2 pseudogenes are annotated in these 509 nt (G+C 46.4%); one reads left to right on the top strand and one right to left on the bottom strand.

The features are described from left to right. A pseudogene (locus R7040_RS30205) lies at positions 1 to 259 on the top strand (LysR family transcriptional regulator); the annotation flags it as partial. A 15-nt stretch (positions 260 to 274) separates the two neighbouring features. On the opposite strand, the pseudogene R7040_RS30200 reads toward R7040_RS30205, so the two are convergent. Next, positions 275 to 415 (bottom strand): annotated as a pseudogene (locus R7040_RS30200) (protocatechuate 3,4-dioxygenase); the annotation flags it as partial. Positions 416 to 509 lie beyond the last annotated feature (94 nt).

Genomic DNA, 509 nt, shown 5'->3' with positions numbered 1-509 from the left:
TATTAATGCGCTGACCAAAAGAGGAACGCCATATCAACTCTTAGCTTGTTGTAACACCTCTTCTGCGCAGCGAGCCATTGTTCGCTCTGGCATGGCGATGGGTGCGATGGGAAGAATCAGTGTCACAGATGATCTGAAGATCTTAGAAGATCTACCTCCATTACCGTCGGTGGATATTGTTTTGGTGACTGGTGTCGAACCTCATCCCATACTAGACAAAGAATGCTTGTCGCAGTTGGCTGAGTTGATGCCTTACTAGCGAACATCAAACAGATTAAGCAATCACGAAATCGAACGTTCCGACTATTCGCCCATCAATATTTATCGGTTCAAACTGTAAATGGTCACGGGCTTTACCACCCCACCATTCGTTGCCCGTCTGTCCTTTCAAATAGAGTTGGGTGGTCAACAATTCGTGGGCGTCGGACGCATTGAGCTTTCCGCTTTAAGAAATGGCGCAAACATCAATGTCCATAGCGCAAGAAAATGTCGTCGTTCCATGTTACAAC

This window comes from Vibrio sp. 1069 (assembly GCF_033340555.1).
Note: the sequence above shows the minus strand (reverse complement) of the source record. Positions and strands in the feature narration are given on the sequence as shown.